The organism is Rhodococcus sp. PvR044 (genome assembly GCF_040548995.1).
GTDB lineage: Bacteria > Actinomycetota > Actinomycetes > Mycobacteriales > Mycobacteriaceae > Rhodococcus_G > Rhodococcus_G oryzae.
Window position 1 is genome coordinate 98,807 of sequence record NZ_JBEPSX010000008.1, and the last position, 17,902, is coordinate 116,708.

Sequence of the window (17,902 nt, forward strand, 5' to 3'; positions counted from 1 at the left end):
GAGTGTGCACCTGCTGTCGCAAACGTCGAGTGGGTGCGCACACAGGTGCACACTCGGCGGGGCACGCTGCCGCCGCCGGCCGGTGGGGCTAGTCGGGCCGCTCGATCCGCGGCAGCAGCACCCGGAACACCGCGCCGCCGCCCTCCGGCGACTCCACCGCGACCGTGCCGCCGTGCGCGGCGACCAGCGCCGACACGATGGACAGGCCCAGCCCGCTGCCGCCGGACTCCCTGGTGCGAGAGCTGTCCGCGCGGTAGAACCGCTCGAAGACCCGCTCCCGCGTCTCCGCGTCCAGTCCAGGCCCCGTGTCGGCGACCTCCAGCACGGCATCCGGCCCCTCGGTCCCGACCCGGACGGTGACCGCGGCGTCGGCCGGGGTGTGGCTGAGCGCGTTGCCCACCAGGTTGCCGAGCACCTGGCGAAGCCGCGCCTCGTCGCCGAGCACCTCGGCCTGCCCGGGGCCGCCGAGCACCTCGAGCCCGATCTCGCGTTGTGGGGCAACTGCTCTGGCATCGTGGACCGCGTCGGAGGCGACGGTGAGCAGATCCACCGGCGCGCGTTCGAGCGGGCGCTGCGCGTCGAGCCGGGCCAGCATCAGCAGGTCCTCGACCAGCAGGCCCATCCGGGCGGCCTCGCCCTCGATCCGCGCCATCAGCAGCCCGGTGTCGGTCATCGCGCCCTGCCGGTACAGCTCGGCGAACCCGCGGATGGTGGTCAGCGGGGTTCGCAACTCGTGGCTGGCGTCGGCGACGAAGCGTCGCATCTTCTGCTCGGACCGGCGGGCCGATTCCTCGGAGGCCTCGGTGGCCGCGAACGCGGTCTGGATCTGGGCGAGCATCCCGTTGAGCGCCGCCGACAACCTGCCGACCTCGGTCCTGCCGCCGTACTCGGGCACCCGGCTGTGCAGGTCCCCGGCCGCGATGGCCGCGGCCGTGTGCTCCACCTCGACCAGCGGGCGCAGGCTGCGCCAAACGACGAAGTACCCGAGCACGGCCAGGATCAGCAGAACCACGGCCCCGATCACGAGCTGGAGGATCACCAGCCGTTGCACGGTGGCGTCGACGTCGGACAGGCTCACCGCGACCGTCACCGTGCCCATCGGCGAGGTGTTGGCCAGCACCCGCCACCGCTCCCCTGGGTCACCGACCGAGCCCACCGTGACCGGCTCCGAACCGAGATCCTGCGGCAGATCCGGTTGGCTGGCGTCGTCGTTGATGACGAACTGGGGCTGTCCGCCGGGGGCCTGCACGAGGACGAAGAACTGGGTCGGCGGCCGGTCGGGCCCGGGCGCGGGCAGCGCGAACGGAGGCGGCGGCAACGGCAGCGCCTGGGGCTTCGCCCAGCCGTGCGCCGCGTCGCGCAGCACCTCGTCGGTGCGGGCGACCAACGAGTTCTCCAGCGACGAGGTGACCGCAACCCCTGACACGAGCAACCCCAGGCCCGCGAGCAGCACGAGCGCCGCCACCAGCGACAACCGCAGCGGGACCCGGCGCGCCATCACGGCTCCCTGGGCTCGCGCATCACGTAGCCGACCCCGCGCAGGGTGTGGATCAGCCGCCGGTCCCCGGTGTCGACCTTGCGCCGCAGGTACGACACGTACGACTCGACCACCCCGACCTCGCCGCCGAAGTCGTAGTGCCACACGTGATCGAGGATCCGCGGCTTGCTCAGCACCACGCCTGCGTTGACCATGAAGTACCGCAGCAGCGTGAACTCCGTCGGCGACAACGACACCGGCTCGCCTGCCTTCCACGCCTCATGGGTGTCGTCGTCGAGCTCGAGGTCCGCGAACCGGATACGTGCGGACTCGGCGGACTGCGCGCCGCCCGCCGCCCGTCGCAGGATCACCCGCAGCCGGGCCACCACCTCCTCGAGGCTGAACGGTTTGGTGACGTAGTCATCGGCGCCGAGGGTGAGCCCGGCGACCTTGTCCTCCACCGCGTCCCGCGCGGTGAGGAACAGCACCGGCGCGTCGACGCCGTCGGCCCGCAGCCTGCGCAGCAGGCCGAAGCCGTCCATGCCGGGCATCATCACGTCCAGGATCACCGCGTCCGGCCGGAAGCCGCGCGCCCGGTCGAGGGCCTCCGGCCCGGTGGCGGCGGTCTCGACCTCGAAGCCCTGGAACCGCAGGCTCACCGACAGCAGTTCGACGATGGTCGGCTCGTCGTCGACGACCAACACCCTGGCCTCGGTTCTGGTGGCGCTCACTCCCCCATCTTGTTCGTGATCGCTGCCAGGAGGCTGGACATCGGCTGTGAACTTCCTGTCAGTCGGCTCGAGGACCCGTGCGCTAGAGTTTCCCTTGCGCTCCCTCGGGAGTTCCCCGGTTCCTGTCGACGTCGGAACCGGATGCAGCACTCACGGTGTGGCTTGCCTGATTCTCTCAGGGCCACGCCGACCTCGACGGTCACAGCACCGGACGCGCGCCGTCCGGCGTCCCTTTCGTGCCGTCCTCCGACTCGATCCGGAAATCGGGTGCTCACGCATTCTCGAGGGGTCCGGATCGCGAGGCGCCCGCCGGGCGGTCCCACCTGGGATTCGCCCGGCGGACGACCCACCGACGAGCACCTGCCGACACCGCGGATCCCCGCACCCGGCGATGCGGCAGACTCTGGGTGTGACCGCCGACAAGTGCCCGCACACCATCGCCGGGCCGACCCCTGCGACCGATCCGGCGCCGGCCGCGCCGGTGGGGCCGGCAGCCGTCATCCCGAGGCCCCGCCACCGGCTACCTGTGCTGGGCGATCTGCTGAGCGTCGACCCGGCCAAGCCGGTGCAGAAGGAAATGCGGATGGCCGCCGAACTGGGCCCGATCTTCGAGCGCAAGATCGTCGGCCAGCGCCTCGTCGTCGTCTCTGGCGTCGACCTGGTGTCGGAGGTCAACGACGAATCGACCTGGGCGAAGTCCCTCGGCCAGCCGATCCGCAAACTCCGCAGCATTGCGGAGGACGGGTTGTTCACGGCGTTCAACAACGAGCCGAACTGGGCCAAGGCACACAACATCCTGGCCCCCGGCTTCAGCCAGGCCGCGCTGCGCGGCTATCACGGTTCGATGCTCCGGGCCCTCGACGGCCTCCGGTCGGCGTGGGATGGGGCCGCGGCCACCGGCGACCCGGTCGACGTCTCCCGGGACATGAACCGGCTCACCCTCGATGTGATCGGACTGGCCGGGTTCGGCTACGACTTCGGCTCGTTCACGAAGTCCGCAGGAGCGGAGCCCGCGGAGCGACCAGTGTCAGAGGACCCGTTCGTGACGGCCATGTCGCGGGCGCTGGCTCACATCAACCGCACCTCGAACGACCTTCCTTTCGTGCGAAAGCTGTTCGGCCGGAAGGCCGCCGAACAGCACAAGGCCGATATCGCTCTGATGCGCTCGGTCGTCGACGACGTGATCGCGGAGCGGAGCCGACACCAGGGTGGTCACGACGACCTCCTCGACCTGATGCTGGGCACCGTCGACCCGGCCAGCGGGGAATCCCTCGACCCGGTGAACATCCGCAACCAGGTACTCACGTTTCTGGTCGCTGGCAACGAGACCACAGCGGGGACACTCGGATTCGCCCTCTACTACCTGGCCAAGCACCCGGAGATCGCGGCCGCAGCCCGCGCGGAGATCGTCGCCGTGGCCCCCGGCGACGCCCCGCTCTCCTTCGACCAGATCGGGAAATTGCGGTACCTGCGCCGGGTGGTCGACGAGACCCTGCGCCTGTGGCCCGCCGCGCCTGGCTACTTCCGCAAGGTCCGGACGGACACGATGCTCGGCGGCCGGTACGCGATGCCAATGGGATCCTGGGTGTTCGTGCTGCTACCGCAGCTGCATCGAGACCCGGTGTGGGGAAACGACACCGAGACCTTCGACCCGGACCGTTTCCTGCCGGAACAGGCCCGCAAGCGGCCGCGCGACGCGTACCGGCCGTTCGGGACCGGCCCCCGGTCCTGCATCGGGCGCCAGTTCGCGCTCCACGAGGCCGTGCTGACGCTGGCGGAACTGCTGCGCCGGTACGAGTTCACCGGCGACCCGGCGTACACACTGGACATCCAGGAAGCGGTCACCCTCAAGCCACGCGGCTTCACGCTCCGGATCCGATCGCGATGACCGGGAGCGTCGAGACACCGTGAACGAATGGCACTTGATCGAAACGTTGGCCGAGGACTCGCCCACCGTGGTCAGCACCGGCGGAACGGTGCGCGCGTGGACCTCGGCCGGCCGGCTGTCGCCCGCCCCCGGCGTCCGGGTCGAACCACTGGTCGAGGCCGTGCGGTCCGGCCGCCGCCGCGAGGTCCTCGAGGCGCAGAGCCAGAGGGGCGAGCGCAAGCGGTACCGCCTCGAGGCCTTCCCCGTCCTCGGACCGTCCGGCGACACCCACGGCGTCCAGCTGTGGATCGGGGAGGCCGACGCCCCGCCCTCGCCGCCGCGGATGGCCTCCGGCATCTCCTGGTTGCTCGAGCGCCTCATGATCGCGCAGACGCTCGAGGCGTCGATGATGTCCGGGGTCAGCCCCGCCGACCACGTCACCGAACGGACGCCTGCCGAGTACTACGCCAAGGCGGTCAAGTTCGACGAGTCGGAATCGCTGTTCGCACTGGCCTTCAATCCTCAGCCTGGCGCCCGATGGGACGCCGACATGAGCGTGCTGCACGCCGACGGCCGGATCATGCGGTGGCACTGCTGGGCCAGGGCCAGGACCGAACCGGGGCAGGCGGGCCTGCGCCTGCTCTGGCACGACGTCACCGACACGGTCGAGCCCCGCAGGCCGACGCTCGCAGAGCTCGGCATGCAGGAGGTGATGCGGGGGGCCGGGATCTACACCGCGCTGTTCGAGACCGAGCTGGGGGTGCTGACCATGTGGCTGGCAGAGCCGGCCCCGTGGGTGCACTGGCGCGGCATCGAGGGCGGCAACCGGGTCATCCACCCGGAGGATCAGGGCGTGCTGGAGCTGGCCCGCGCCCGCTTCGATTCCGGATCCGTCGAGCCCGTCGAGGCGGTGGCACGGCTTCGGGCGGGCGAGGACGAGTGGGCGCTGTCCAGCCTGCGCATCTCGCCGTATCCGGGCGGGCTGGGCAATCGCCTTGCGATCGTTCAGATCTCGCGGGTGCCGCGGAGCTGACGTCCGCCTTTGCGGCGGTGGTGACCGAAGACACCCGCACCCGGGGCATTTCGTTTGCTACGGTAAAGACGTCAACATGACATCCGGACGAGCAGCACCGTACCCGGCCAGCGACAAGACGGTGCCTTGGGAGAATCACACCATGGCATGGATCGTGCTCGTCATTTCTGGAATCTTCGAGGCCATCTGGGCCACCGCTCTCGGTAAGTCCGAGGGTTTCTCGAAGCTCAACCCCTCGATCGTGTTCGGCGTCGCCCTCGTGATCAGCATGGGCGGGCTCGCCTACGCGATGCGCTCTCTCCCCATCGGTACCTCGTATGCGGTGTGGGTCGGCATCGGCGCGTCCCTCACGGTCGCCTACGCGATGATCACCGGCTCCGAATCGTCGTCGATCGTCAAGGTCCTGCTGATCCTCGGCATCGTCGGCTGCGTGATCGGACTCAAGGTCCTGCACTGACAACCCGCCGCACCCGGACCGGGCGTGTTGCCCGTCACCCCAGGGTTACAGTTACTTCATGAACCTGGTGGCGATGGTCACACTCCCGGTGCGGGCCAGCCTCGCGATCACCGACTCGGCTCTGGGGGTGGCCGAAACCGCCCTCGGCGCCGCCCGCGTCATGCTCGCCGCCTCGACCTCCCCCGGGGCGGCGGCGAGCCTCGGCGGGTTCGCCTCGGCCAACCCCTCCGGACCGCTGAAGCTGCTGCAACAGGTCGCCGAGCTCGCCTCGGACCAGCGTCCACTCGGCCAGGCGATGCGCCCCGGCGGGCCACTGGACCGACTCCTCGAACCGGGCGGCGTTGTCGACCGGCTCACCGCACCCGGCGGCACCCTGGAACGGATCATCGAACCGGGCGGGCCGCTCGAGCGTGTGCTCGCCACCGGCGGCCCTGTCGACCGACTGCTCGACGTGGACGGACCGGTGGAGCGGCTGCTCGCCCCCGGCGGGCTGCTCGACCGGCTCACCGCCGAGGACGGACCGCTCGAACGCCTCACCGCCACCGCCGGTCCGCTCGAAACCCTCACCCGCGAGGGCGGACTCATCGAGCGCGCGCTCGAGGAGGACGGCATCCTCGAGACGCTGCTGGCCAAGGACGGCGCGCTCGAACGGATCATCGCGGACGGCGGACCGCTCGACCAGATCGTCAGCCTCTCCGAGACGCTGGCGTCCCTGGCGCCCAACCTCGAGAAGATGGGCGACAGCATCGAACTGCTCCGCGAGACCGTTGGGGTCCTCAGCGCGGCGGTGGGCCCGCTCGGCGACCTCGCCGGCCGGCTGCCCGGCCGCTGGCTCAAGGGCGGCCGGGGCAACGGCACCGAATACAGCTAGACGCCGCGGCAACCGGTTCCGGTGGCGCTGCGCCGAATCCACCCCTACCGTGTGACGGTGCCCGAACTCGCCCGCACGCTCGGGGTCCGCGACAGCGTGCTGATCGGCCTCGGCTCGATGATCGGGGCCGGGATCTTCGCCGCCCTCGCCCCTGCCGCGCAGGCCGCCGGGACAGCGCTGCCCCTCGCGCTGGCGGTCGCCGGGATTGTCGCCTACTGCAACGCCACCTCGTCCGCCCGGCTCGCGGCCCGATACCCGAGCTCGGGCGGGACCTATGTGTACGGCCGCGAGCGGCTCGGCGAGTTCTGGGGATACCTGGCCGGCTGGGGCTTCGTGATCGGCAAGACCGCGTCCTGCGCCGCGATCGCCCTGACCGTCGGGGCCTACGCCTGGCCCGCGCACGCGCACGCCGTCGCTGTGGCCTCCGTGCTCGCGCTGACCGCGGTCAACTATGTGGGAGTGCAGAAGTCGGCGCTGCTGACCCGGGTCCTGGTCGCGGTGGTGCTCGCCGTGCTGGCGGTCGTGGTCGTCGTGGGCCTGGGCTCCGCGGCGCCGAGCCGCTGGGCGGACGGCGGCTCGGGCGGCGCCTTGGGTGTGCTGCAGGCCGCCGGACTGCTGTTCTTCGCGTTCGCAGGCTACGCCCGGATCGCCACCCTCGGCGAGGAGGTCCGCGACCCGCGCCGCACCATCGGCCTTGCCATCCCCATCGCGCTGGGCATCACGTTGGTGGTGTACGCCCTGGTCGCGGCGGCGGCCCTGAAAACCCTTGGCCCGCAGGGGCTGGCGGCGGCGACCGATCCGCTGGCGCAAGTGGTGCGGGCCGCGGGGGCGCCCGGTCTGGAGCCGGTGGTCCGGGTCGGTGCGGTGCTCGCCGCGCTCGGCTCGCTGCTCGCGCTGATCCTCGGGGTCTCGCGCACCACCCTGGCGATGGCGCGCGACGGCCACCTGCCGCGCGGGCTGGCCGCCGTGCACCCGCGCTTCGGCGTGCCGCACCGCGCGGAGCTGCTGGTGGGCGCGGTCGTCGCGGTGCTCGCCGCGGTCGCGGACCTGCGGCACGCGATCGGGTTCTCCTCGTTCGCCGTGCTGGCCTACTACCTGATCGCGAACTGCTCGGCGCTGACGCTGACGCGCGCGGAGGGCAGGGCGTGGCCGGGGGTCCCGATCCTCGGCGCCCTCGGCTGCGTGGTGCTGGGTTTCGCGCTGCCCCTCGCCTCCGTGCTCAGCGGGCTGGCGGTGCTCGGCGTGGGTGCGCTGGTGTACGCGGCCAGGCGGCACACGACCTCCCCGTGACCCAGGCAGAAGGGGGCGCCTCCCCGCCGGGAGGCGCCCCTTTGTCGCGCTGCGTGCGTCAGAGGTTGACGTGGATCGCGAAGCTGAAGAGGTCGCCGCCGAACAGGGCTAAGCGTGAACAGAAACACAGGGTAGCCTCACCTATCTCTCGCGCCACACTTCGGCGCCGCGTCCGCCCACGGCGAAACGCCGCAGTGGCGGGAACAGACCCCTAATCGACGAGGTTGAGCATCGCACGCTCAACTTCAGAAGGGCAGGGTCATGACAACAACCGAACGTCTCCCCGTGCTGTTCGTGGCGGAACCGGTGGTGCTGCCAGGAATGGTCGTCCCCATCGAGCTCGACGAACCGGCACAGGCCGCCATCGACGCGGCCCGCAGCAGCAGCGACGGCCGCGTGCTGCTCGCCCCACGCCTCGAGGACCGATACGCGGCGTTCGGCGTGGTCGCCTCCATCGAACAGATCGGCAGGCTAAGCGGCGGGGCCCCGGCCGCCGTGCTCAAGGCCGGCAGGCGCGCCCGCATCGGCACCGGCGTCACCGGACCGGGCGCCGCGCTGTGGGTCGAGGCCGAACTCGTCGAGGACCACGCGCCCGACGGCCGGACCACCGAACTCGCCCACGAGTACAAGAACCTGGTGGTCGCGGTCCTGCAGCGCCGCGAGGCCTGGCAGGTCATCGACTCGGTCAACCGGCTCACCGACCCCTCGGCCATCGCCGACACCGCCGGATACGCCCCTTACCTGACCGACCTGCAGAAGCGACAGCTCCTCGAAACGCCTTCGGCGACAGAGCGTCTGACCGTGTTGATCGACTGGACGAAGGAGCACCTCGCCGAGGTCGAGGTGGCCGACAAGATCGGCGACGACGTCCGCGAGGGCATGGAGAAGAGCCAGCGCGAGTTCCTGCTGCGGCAGCAGCTCGCCGCGATCCGCAAGGAACTCGGCGAGGGCGAGGCGGACGGGGCGGACGACTACCGTTCCCGCGTCGAGGGCGCGGACCTGCCGGATTCGGTGCGCGAGGCCGCATTACGCGAGGTCGGCCGGCTGGAACGGGCGGGCGATCAGAGCCCCGAGTCCGGCTGGATCCGCACGTGGCTCGACACGGTGCTCGAACTGCCGTGGACGGTCCGCACCACGGACAGCACCGACGTCGCGGCCGCCCGCGCGGTCCTCGACGCCGACCACCACGGCCTGGAGGAGGTCAAGGACCGGATCGTGGAGTACCTGGCGGTCCGCGCGCGCCGCGCGGAGCGGGGCATGGAGGTCGTCGGCGGTCGCGGCTCGGGCGCGGTCATGGTGCTCGCCGGCCCGCCCGGCGTCGGCAAGACCTCGCTGGGCGAGAGCGTCGCACGAGCGTTGGGACGCAAGTTCGTTCGCGTCGCGCTCGGTGGCGTCCGCGACGAGGCGGAGATCCGCGGGCACCGGCGCACCTACGTCGGCGCGCTGCCCGGGCGGATCGTCCGCGCGATCAACGAGGCCGGCTCGATGAACCCGGTCGTGCTGCTCGACGAGATCGACAAGGTGGGCTCGGACTACCGCGGCGACCCCGCGGCGGCCCTGCTCGAGGTGCTGGACCCGGCGCAGAACCACACCTTCCGTGACCACTACCTCGATCTCGACCTCGACCTGTCCGATGTGGTGTTCATCGGGACGGCCAACGTGGTGGAGTCGATCCCGGCCGCCCTGCTGGACCGCATGGAGCTCGTCACCGTCGACGGCTACACCGCCGACGACAAGGTGGCGATCGCCAGGGACTTCCTGATGCCGCGCCAGCTCGAACGCGCCGCGCTCACCGCGGACGAGGTCGAGGTCACCGAGGACGCGCTGCGCGAGATCGCGGCCGACTACACCAGGGAGGCCGGGTTGCGGCAGCTCGAACGGCTGCTGGCGAAGGCGCTCCGCAAGGCCGCGACCCGGCTCGCGGGCATCGCCGCGCCGGAGCGGGTCGTGATCGGCGTCGACCAGCTCAGGGACCTCCTGGGCCGGCCGCGCTTCACCCCCGAGGCACACGAGCGGACCTCGGTTCCCGGGGTCGCGACCGGGCTCGCCGTCACCGGGCTCGGCGGGGACGTGCTGTTCATCGAGGCGAACGCCACCGAGGGCAAGGCGGGGCTGACCCTGACCGGGCAGCTCGGCGACGTGATGAAGGAGTCGGCGCAGATCGCGCTGTCCTACGTCCGCTCGCACGCGAAGGAACTGGGCGTCGACCCCGCCGCCCTGGACCGGAGCATCCACATCCACGTCCCCGCGGGTGCGGTGCCCAAGGACGGGCCGTCCGCCGGGGTGACGATGGTGACGGCGCTGGTGTCGCTGGCGTTGGGCCGCCCGGTGCGCTCGGACGTCGGCATGACCGGCGAGGTCACGCTCAACGGGCGGGTGCTGCCGATCGGCGGCGCCAAGCAGAAGCTGCTGGCGGCGCAGCGGGCGGGGCTGAGCACGGTGTTCCTGCCCGCCCGCAACGAGCCGGACCTGGACGACGTCCCCGCGGACGTGCTCGAGTCCGTCGAGGTGCGGTTGGTGTCCGACGTCGCGGACCTGCTGCGGTCGGCCATCACGTCCGCCGAGGAGCAGGCGGTGCAGGCGGCATAGCCGCTTGTGCGCGATCCGTACCCCGACTGGGGTACGGATCGCGCACAGTTGCGGTAGCGCTTTACATCGACAGGTGTCAATATAGACACATGTCGAATCAAGGTCTGGCGCTGACCGACGTCACCGAGCGATGCTCGCCGCTGGTCCGCGAGCCGCTGAGCGAGGGCCACGCACACGAGATCGCCCGCACGTTCAAGGCCCTTGGCGACCCGGTCCGACTGCGGCTGCTGAGCCTGATCGCGAGCCACGACGGCGGCGAGGCCTGCGTCTGCGACATCTCCCCCTCCTTCGATCTGTCCCAGCCGACGATCTCGCATCACCTCAAGGTGCTGCGCGAGGCGGGCCTGCTGGACTCCGAGCGCCGCGGCACCTGGGTCTACTACCGGGTGATCCCCGCCGCGCTGCACCGACTCTCGTCGGCACTCGCGGACGCCGATCCCACCGCCGCGGTGACCGCGTGAGCGCGCCAGCGACCACCGGGGGCCATCCGGCCGTCGTCGGCAAACTCTCCACCCTCGACCGCTTCCTGCCGGTGTGGATCGGCGCCGCGATGGTCGCCGGGCTGCTGCTCGGCAACATGATCCCGGGACTCGGCGACGTGCTCAGCGCGGTGGAGATCGACGGCATCTCGCTGCCGATCGCCCTCGGCCTGCTGATCATGATGTACCCGGTGCTGGCAAAGGTCCGCTACGACCGACTCGACACCGTCACCGGCGACCGCAAGCTCCTGATCAGCTCGCTGGTGCTGAACTGGGTGCTCGGCCCCGCGCTGATGTTCGCATTGGCCTGGATCTTCCTTCCCGACCTGCCCGAGTACCGCACCGGACTGATCATCGTCGGGCTGGCCCGCTGCATCGCGATGGTCATCATCTGGAACGACCTGGCCTGCGGGGACCGCGAGGCCGCCGCTGTCCTGGTCGCGATCAACTCCGTGTTCCAGGTGATCATGTTCGCCGCCCTCGGCTGGTTCTACCTCTCCGTTCTGCCCGGCTGGCTCGGTCTCGAGCAGACCACCATCGACACCTCGCCGTGGCAGATCGCGAGGTCGGTGCTGATCTTCCTCGGCATCCCGCTGGTCGCCGGCTACCTGTCCCGCCGATTCGGCGAAAAGGCAAGGGGCCGAGACTGGTACGAGGGCACGTTCCTGCCCAAGGTCGGGCCGTGGGCGCTGTACGGACTGCTGTTCACCATCGTGGTGCTCTTCGCCCTGCAGGGCGATCAGATCACCTCACATCCTCTCGATGTCGTCCGCATCGCGATCCCCTTGCTGGTGTACTTCGCGGTGATGTGGGGCGGTGGCTACGCGCTCGGCGCCGGGCTGGGCCTCGGCTATCAGCGCACCACGACCCTCGCGTTCACCGCCGCGGGCAACAACTTCGAGCTCGCCATCGCCGTCGCGATCGCCACCTACGGCGCCGCCTCCGGGCAGGCGCTGGCCGGGGTGGTCGGACCGCTGATCGAGGTTCCTGTCCTGGTCGGGCTCGTCTATGTCTCGCTCGCGCTGCGCGGGCGCTTCCGTTCCGCCAACCTCCCCGCCTGACGAAAGGCCGATCATGGCAGCCACACCCAGCGTCCTGTTCGTCTGCGTCCACAACGCCGGCCGATCCCAGATGGCCGCCGGCTTCCTCACCCACCTCGCGGGCGACGCGATCGAGGTCCGCTCCGCAGGCTCCGCGCCCGCCGACGCCGTCAACCCGGCCGCGGTCGCCGCGATGGCCGAGCTCGGGATCGACATCTCCGCACGGTCTCCGAAGATCCTCACCCCCGACGCGGTCGAGTCCTCGACCGTGGTCATCACCATGGGCTGCGGGGACAGCTGCCCGGTGTTCCCCGGCGTGAGCTACCGCGACTGGCAGCTGGCGGATCCGGCCGGTCGGGGCGTCGAGCAGGTGCGCCCGATCCGCGACGAGATCCGATCCCGCGTCGAAGCCCTGATCGCCGAGCTCGCCCCGACCGACTAGCTCTTGTGGGACAACGGATCCGGGAGCGGACGGAACGGGGTGCGCTGTCGGAGCCGGCCCGATCGTCTGGTACTGATACGGGCATGAAACGAACCCTGATCGCCGCCGTCGCGGCCGCCGCCGTGCCCTTCCTCCTCGTCGGCTGCAGCTCTGATTCCGAGGAGAAGACGAGCGACTCCGCCGCCAGCACGGTCGAGGAGCTGGCGATCGGCGAGACCCCGCAGCTGACCGGCGACATCTACCACGACACCTGCGTCGGGATCAGCGAGTACATCAAGACCCTCAAGGACGCAGGCATCACCGACGAGGCCGCCACGCCGGAGGCCATCGGCGCCGAGTTCGCGAACCTCGCGAAGGCCGCGCCGGACTGGGCCACCAAGTCCGAGCAGGACCAGAAGGACTTCCAGCGCGGCGTGGACGCCGGCATCAAGGGCGAGTGCTGACCGCTCCCCCACCGTGACGAGAACGCCCCCGCCGACCTGCTCGGCGGGGGCGTTCTCGTCGGTCCCCGACCGCCCTCGATGCACGTTGACATCTCATGTCAAACTGTCACGCACGAGTCGGCCGGGCTCGTCCAGAGTGCAGGGTCAGGAGGGTACGTGGAGATCACCGAGGAGTCGGCCGTCGCGCTGGCGGGCGCGATCCGGGCGGGGTCGCTCAGTTCGCGCGAGGTGGTCGAAGCGCACATCGCGGTGCTCGATCGGGTCAACCCGGCGTTGAACGCGGTGGTGGTCGAACGGTACGACGCCGCCCGGCGGGAGGCGGACGAGGTCGACGCGCGATTGGCCGCCGATGGGCCGGACGCACTCCCGCCGCTCGCGGGCGTTCCGGTGACCGTCAAGGAGTCGCTCGCCGTCGCAGGCATGCCCAACACCGCGGGAGTCGTTGCGCGCAAGCATATCCGCCCCGCGGCACACGCGCCGGTGGTGCAGCGCGTCCTCGACGCGGGCGCGATCGTGCTCGGCCTGACGAACACGTCCGAGGGCTGCATGTGGATCGAGAGCAACAACCGGGTCTACGGGCGCACCAACAACGCCTACGACCGTCGGCGCAGCGCGGGCGGCTCCTCCGGCGGCGAGGGTGCCGTGATCGGCAGCGGCGGGTCCCCGATCGGGATCGCCACCGACACGCTGGGGTCGATTCGCATCCCGGCCTTCTGCAACGGGGTCTTCGGGCACCGGCCCTCGACCGGACTGCTGCCCGTCACCGGATCCTGGCCACCGCCCTACGGGGTCGCGCGGATGTGCGCGAACGGTCCGCTGGCGCGCCGCGCCCAGGACCTGATGCCCCTGCTGGAGATCATGGCGGGCCCCGACGGCGTCGACCCCCTCGTACGGGAGGTGCCGCTGCACGACCCCGCGTCGACCTCGCTGACCGGCGTCCGGGTGACCCTCGTCGATGACGCGTTCCTGCCGGGCACCGGCCGCGAGATGCTGCGCGCGCGGGACCGGGCCGCCGCCGCGCTGGAGGACGCAGGCGCAAAGGTCGAGCACGTCACGATGACGTCGCTGCGCCAGATCGGCCTGTTCACCACCATCGTCCTGGCCGAGGAGACGGGCATCAGCTTCGCGGAGATCATGCGCGGGGAGGGCGCCCATCCCCTCTCGCTGCCGGAACTGGTCGCGCCGCGCGGCAAGCACACGGCGCCGATGCGGTCGCTGGTGATCGGCGAGGTTCTCGAGAAGCTGTTGCCGAAGCCGCTGGTGCGGCGGCTGGCCACCGCCGCCCACACGGCGGCGGACGAGGTGACGGCGATCATCGGGGACGGCCTGCTGCTGCACCCGACGATGCCCGCCGTCGCGCCGCGACACGGCGCGTCCACCGGCCAGCCGTGGCGGACCAACGCGGTCGCCCCGTTCAGCCTCGCCGGGCTGCCGGTCACCCAGGCACCGCTCGGGCTGGGCTCGGCCGGGCTGCCGCTGGGCGTCCAGATCGTCGGCGGGATGGGCAACGATCACCTGACGATCGCCGCCGCGCTCGAGTTGGAGCGCGCCTTCGGCGGCTGGGCGCCCCCGCGGGGCAACTAGACTCGCGGGCAATCACCCGACCGAGAGATCGCCTTCCGTGCCTGCCGACCAGCTGCCCCCACCGACGACCCCTAGCCTGAATGCGGACTGCGGCAATTGCTTCGCGCTGTGCTGCGTGGCGCTGCCCTTCGCCAAGTCGGCGGACTTTGCCGTCGACAAGTCCGCGGGCCGGCCGTGCACGAACCTCCTGGACGACTTCCGGTGCGGGATCCACACGGACCTGCGGCACAGGGGGTTCACGGGCTGCACCGTCTACGACTGCTTCGGCGCAGGCCAGAAGGTGTCGCAGCAGACCTTCGAGGGGCGCGACTGGCGCCGGGACCCGGCCGGGGCAGGCGCGATGTTCGAGGTCTTCCCGATCATGCGGCAGCTGCACGAGCTGCTCTGGTACCTGAACGAGTCGCTGACGACCGCGGCCGCCGAACCGGTCCACGCCGAACTCCGCGACGCCTGGGACCGGACGGTGGAGCTGACCGAGGGCGACCCCGCGACGGTGGCCCGGATCGACGTCGATCGCCACCGTCAGGAGGTGAACGTGCTCCTGCTCCGGGTCAGTGAGCTGGTCCGCGGGGCCGTGCCGGGCCGCAAGCGCGAGCACCGGGGAGCCGACCTCATCGGCGCCAAGCTGCGCGGTGCGGACCTGCGGGGCGCGAACCTGCGGGGCGCGTACCTGATCGGCGCGGACCTGCGTAAGGCCGACCTGCGGTCGTCCGATCTCATCGGCGCCGACTTCCGGGGAGCGGATCTTCGGGGCGCGGATCTGACCGAGACCATCTTCCTGACTCAGTTCCAGGTCAACGCCGCACAGGGCGACGCGACGACCCGCCTGCCCGCCGCGCTGGCGGTGCCACCGCACTGGGGCGATTCGCCGCCAGAAGGACTCACGGCGAACCCCGCTTCGCGAGGTCGTCCTCGTCGCGCGGGTGGCGGCGGAACCAGGCGGCGTAGCGGTCGGCCAGCGGCGCCGCGCTGAGCCCGTGGGCCAGCACCGAGGCCCCGATCGTGATCACCGCCGTCGTCACGAGCAGGTCCTCGTGGGGCAGCTGCCCCGGTTCCTCGAGGATGAGGATGACGAAGACGATCGTGGCGAGTCCGCGGGGACCGAACCAACCGAGAAACGCGACGGTCGGCGCACGCGGGTGCGTGCCGACCAGTGACAGCGCGACGGGGACCATCCGGACGACGGTCAGGCTCAGCGCCGCGTAGCCGAGCACGGCCAAGGACAGGTGCCCGAGGGCGGGGCCGAGCAGCACGGCACCGAAGACGATGAAGGTCACGGCGCTGAACATGTCGCCTGCCTCGTCGAGCAGGCGTGCCCCCTCTTCCTCGCCGCCGCCACTTCTGCGTCGGATCGCGCCGAAGGTCAGTCCGCCGATGAACGCGGCGATGAAACCCGAGCCACCCAGTGGCACGGCGGCGGTGTAGGCGAGCAGGGCCGCCGTCACGGGGACGATCTGCGCCCACAGCGGGTCGATCGTGCCGCGCCGACGCGCGGCGGCCAGGATCGTGGCGGCGATCGCGCCCGCTCCGACGCCCGCCGCGATCCCGTACCCGATCTGCTCGGTGACCAGCCGGGCCGCGGCACCGCCGCCGAGCGCACCGGATTCCGCCTCCGCGATGGCCAGCACGACGAGGAAGAGCGGCACGCAGATGCCGTCGTTGAGCCCGCTCTCGACGTTCAGGCCCTGCCGGACCCGCAGCGGCAGAGACCGGAGGGTCACGACGGCCTGCCCGAGCGCGGCGTCGGTCGGGGCGAGAATCACCGCGAGCAGCAGTGCCTCGGGCCAGGCGAGGTCGCCGAGCACGACCACCGCGGCACCGAAGCCCGCCAGGATGGTCAGCGGCAGGCCGATGCCGAGTAACCGAGCAGGAAGGGAGATCTCGGTGCGGAGGGCGGACAGGTCCACCCGGGCGGCATCGGAGAACAACACCAGCGCGAGCGTCACCTCGGCGAGCAGCTTGACCGTCTCGGCGGTGACGTGCACGTCGATCAGACCCGCAGACCTCCCCCCGAGCAGGAGGCCTGCCGCGGTGAAGACGATCGGAGCCGTGATCGGAGTGCCCGCGAGACGCCGGGACAGCGCCGCGAAGACGAGCAGGACCCCAGCGATCACGGGTAGCGCCCATGTCATGCCGCCACCGCCCCACTCACCTCGCCGGGCTACCAGGTCATGTCGAGTATCCGCCGATCAGCGCGCGCCGAGCGGCAATTTCCACTCTTCACCGTTGCGAAGGTCCCGATGGGCGCAACAGCGGGCGGGTCGCGCTTGCGGTCGCGAGCGGCGCATGGTCGCGTACGGAGCCGCAAAGGGATGAGGCCGATCGGCTCGGCCGCCGTCATCTGGGCCGGCGCAGTGGCGGTCACCGTGCGGCAGGTCCGGCGCCATGCACAAGCAGAGGCGGCACCTCTCGGCGACTTATGTCGCCGAGAGGATCGGCATGTAGCCGGGCCACAGCGTCGGGGAAATCTGCCCGACGCAGCTGCGCGGCCGAGCGTGGTCCGCCGCCGTTCGCCGCACGACTCGACACAAGTCGTCATCGATAGGGTCCGGAATCACATCGTTCCCGCATAGTCGGTACACAGGTCACCCGACGACTCCAACGCTCGACGTCACTGTTCCGAGAATGCCTTGAGCAGACCAAGCTCTGCCGCGCGAGCGCCGACTTGGAACCTGGTGGTGACCCCGAGTCGAACCATAATGTCGGCAACGTAGCGGCGGTAAGTTCGTAGCGACACGGCGAGCCGGCGCGCGGCGAGCTCGTCCTTCAATCCGAGGTCGAGTGCGCGCAACACAGCCAGCGTCATCTGGGCGAATTCCGGTTGCGGCAATGTGAAGTGCCTGGACAGCCCTGGCGCCGATTCCCAGAGGACCATGGCGAATTGATGCAGCACCCGGAGCAGGTCGGGATCGCTGATGACGTACCCATAGGGCCGTTGCTCACCGGTCCCGCCCCAAACCGCTGCGACCTGTCGATCGATGATGACCATATTGTGGAAGTCGGCGTTGGACACCCGGATCCGGTCGCACAGTTCGGGCTGTTGCCGCAACGATTCATAATCGCGTGTCTCGGCGTAGTGCTGGGTGTACAGCAGACGGACTTCCTTACCGGTCGAGAGCATATCCGCGACCGTTCGCCGACCTGGCTGGTAATGCCGCTGGATCCGCAGCGGGCTCGCCACCGCGAGCATGGCCTCTTTGCGAACACGTTGTAGCAATTGCTGTAGATCGCGTTCCCACCCCTCACCTGGGCGCAACCGGACGACGTCTCCGGCCGCACTGCGGACACTGTGATGTTCGTCTATCGCGTGATCGAGCAGGCGACGCGCCTCCGCCAGCAGTGAACCCACATCCACCCCACCCCGGTCTGGTTGCTTCGCTCCAATTTCAAAGTGCTGCGTCCCCTCTGGATACATAGCTCTATGACCCCACCTTCGACTATGAAAACCAGGCTTACCGGCACCCCCGACAAGCTGTCAATCTAAGTGATCAGATCACTAAAGCACTCTGTGGCGTGGCAATTCTCTGCCACGCGGGACGGCAGCTTCCTGCTACACAACAGCCCTTCTTCGAGGTGAGCCTGTTCTATTTTCGGAAGAG

Annotated in this window: 16 protein-coding genes and 1 riboswitch; of the genes, 12 read left to right on the forward strand and 4 right to left on the reverse strand. The window is 70.5% G+C overall.

Annotation, left to right across the window (positions count from 1 at the left end):
- Positions 1-88 precede the first annotated feature (88 nt).
- Together ABIC28_RS18865 and ABIC28_RS18870 are read right to left on the reverse strand one after the other, a co-directional pair.
- Positions 89-1,498, reverse strand: coding sequence for a sensor histidine kinase (locus ABIC28_RS18865; RefSeq protein ID WP_354580272.1), 1,410 nt, complete (start codon positions 1,496-1,498; stop codon positions 89-91).
- A complete protein-coding gene (locus ABIC28_RS18870; protein ID WP_179800555.1) occupies positions 1,498-2,208 on the reverse strand; it encodes a response regulator transcription factor in 711 nt (236 codons plus the stop codon). The genes ABIC28_RS18865 and ABIC28_RS18870 overlap by 1 nt, the downstream gene beginning before the upstream one ends.
- Before the next feature lie 409 nt (positions 2,209-2,617).
- Here ABIC28_RS18870 and ABIC28_RS18875 point away from each other — a divergent pair, with 409 nt between their 5' ends.
- The 12 genes from ABIC28_RS18875 to ABIC28_RS18930 all read left to right on the forward strand — a co-directional run bounded on the left by ABIC28_RS18875 (position 2,618) and on the right by ABIC28_RS18930 (position 15,276).
- Positions 2,618-4,096: a cytochrome P450 gene (locus ABIC28_RS18875; RefSeq protein ID WP_354580275.1), complete on the forward strand. Its 1,479-nt coding sequence runs from the start codon at positions 2,618-2,620 to the stop codon at positions 4,094-4,096.
- Between the two features lie 19 nt (positions 4,097-4,115).
- Positions 4,116-5,108 carry a GAF domain-containing protein gene (locus tag ABIC28_RS18880; protein WP_097211905.1) on the forward strand — a complete coding sequence of 331 codons (993 nt, stop codon included), beginning with the start codon at positions 4,116-4,118 and terminating at the stop codon, positions 5,106-5,108.
- A gap of 65 nt (positions 5,109-5,173) precedes the next feature.
- A riboswitch (guanidine-III (ykkC-III) riboswitch) is annotated at positions 5,174-5,236 on the forward strand.
- A 14-nt stretch (positions 5,237-5,250) separates the two neighbouring features.
- Positions 5,251-5,565, forward strand: a complete 315-nt coding sequence (locus ABIC28_RS18885) for a DMT family transporter (protein ID WP_097211904.1) — start codon at positions 5,251-5,253, stop codon at positions 5,563-5,565.
- A 58-nt stretch (positions 5,566-5,623) separates the two neighbouring features.
- Positions 5,624-6,436 (forward strand): ABC transporter, encoded by an 813-nt coding sequence (locus tag ABIC28_RS18890; protein WP_097211903.1) that lies wholly within the window; start codon positions 5,624-5,626, stop codon positions 6,434-6,436.
- Positions 6,437-6,493: 57 nt separating this feature from the next.
- Positions 6,494-7,726 (forward strand): APC family permease, encoded by a 1,233-nt coding sequence (locus ABIC28_RS18895; protein WP_502945048.1) that lies wholly within the window; start codon positions 6,494-6,496, stop codon positions 7,724-7,726.
- A gap of 261 nt (positions 7,727-7,987) precedes the next feature.
- Complete coding sequence (gene lon, locus ABIC28_RS18900) at positions 7,988-10,315, forward strand: endopeptidase La (protein ID WP_354580280.1); 2,328 nt, start codon at positions 7,988-7,990, stop codon at positions 10,313-10,315.
- A gap of 89 nt (positions 10,316-10,404) precedes the next feature.
- A complete protein-coding gene (locus ABIC28_RS18905) occupies positions 10,405-10,776 on the forward strand; it encodes an ArsR/SmtB family transcription factor (protein ID WP_097211902.1) in 372 nt (123 codons plus the stop codon).
- A complete protein-coding gene (gene arsB, locus ABIC28_RS18910; protein ID WP_097211901.1) occupies positions 10,773-11,855 on the forward strand; it encodes an ACR3 family arsenite efflux transporter in 1,083 nt (360 codons plus the stop codon). Before ABIC28_RS18905 ends, arsB begins: the two co-directional genes overlap by 4 nt.
- Positions 11,856-11,868: 13 nt before the next feature.
- Entirely contained in the window at positions 11,869-12,276 is a 408-nt protein-coding gene (locus ABIC28_RS18915) for an arsenate reductase ArsC (RefSeq protein ID WP_097211900.1), read from the forward strand.
- An 83-nt stretch (positions 12,277-12,359) separates the two neighbouring features.
- Positions 12,360-12,719 (forward strand): hypothetical protein, encoded by a 360-nt coding sequence (locus ABIC28_RS18920; RefSeq protein WP_097211899.1) that lies wholly within the window; start codon positions 12,360-12,362, stop codon positions 12,717-12,719.
- A gap of 156 nt (positions 12,720-12,875) precedes the next feature.
- Complete coding sequence (locus tag ABIC28_RS18925) at positions 12,876-14,303, forward strand: amidase (RefSeq protein ID WP_179800554.1); 1,428 nt, start codon at positions 12,876-12,878, stop codon at positions 14,301-14,303.
- Between the two features lie 115 nt (positions 14,304-14,418).
- Positions 14,419-15,276, forward strand: coding sequence for a pentapeptide repeat-containing protein (locus ABIC28_RS18930; protein ID WP_354580284.1), 858 nt, complete (start codon positions 14,419-14,421; stop codon positions 15,274-15,276).
- Here ABIC28_RS18930 and ABIC28_RS18935 read toward each other — a convergent pair.
- Both ABIC28_RS18935 and ABIC28_RS18940 read right to left on the reverse strand, forming a co-directional pair.
- On the reverse strand, positions 15,185-16,435 hold the full coding sequence (locus tag ABIC28_RS18935) for a cation:proton antiporter (RefSeq protein ID WP_097211897.1): 1,251 nt from the start codon (positions 16,433-16,435) through the stop codon (positions 15,185-15,187). The two genes, ABIC28_RS18930 and ABIC28_RS18935, sit on opposite strands and share 92 nt — an antisense overlap.
- Positions 16,436-16,914: 479 nt before the next feature.
- Positions 16,915-17,652: a helix-turn-helix domain-containing protein gene (locus tag ABIC28_RS18940; RefSeq protein WP_143548457.1), complete on the reverse strand. Its 738-nt coding sequence runs from the start codon at positions 17,650-17,652 to the stop codon at positions 16,915-16,917.
- Positions 17,653-17,902 lie beyond the last annotated feature (250 nt).